Genomic DNA, 334 nt, shown 5'->3' with positions numbered 1-334 from the left:
GGACGGTTGCGTTCGCTTCCGGCCTCGTGGACCGATGTCAATGAGGCCGACTTGTTCAGTCAGGTTGCTGCAGGTCGGTCCTTCTCCCGCCCAGACGATCTGTCGGCGCTGGCGTCGTTGATTGATCGCATTAAGCGCCGTCAGGAAGAATGACGAAGCGTCAAGTAAATTACGCCGCATATGTAAGCCTAATTATGCCGAGACGCGATGTCATTGATCGTCCAAGCAATAGGTAAGGCTCGATGTTACATGGGTTTCTGCGGTATTTGAGATATAATTTGATTGACGTGTGAGCAAAGTGCGGCATAATTTGCATTACACAGGGAGGCTCCCA

General features: G+C 51.5%; 1 protein-coding gene. It reads left to right on the top strand.

Going from position 1 to position 334, the window contains the following annotated elements:
• The coding region (locus tag IB277_RS37725; protein WP_192373420.1) for a DUF5372 family protein at positions 1-153 on the top strand (153 nt) is incomplete at its 5' end.
• Positions 154-334 lie beyond the last annotated feature (181 nt).

It is taken from the genome of Ensifer sp. ENS07, from assembly GCF_014852185.1.
Lineage (GTDB): Bacteria > Pseudomonadota > Alphaproteobacteria > Rhizobiales > Rhizobiaceae > Ensifer > Ensifer adhaerens.
The sequence above is the reverse complement of the archived record's forward strand: the minus strand, read 5'-3'. Positions and strand labels throughout refer to the sequence as shown.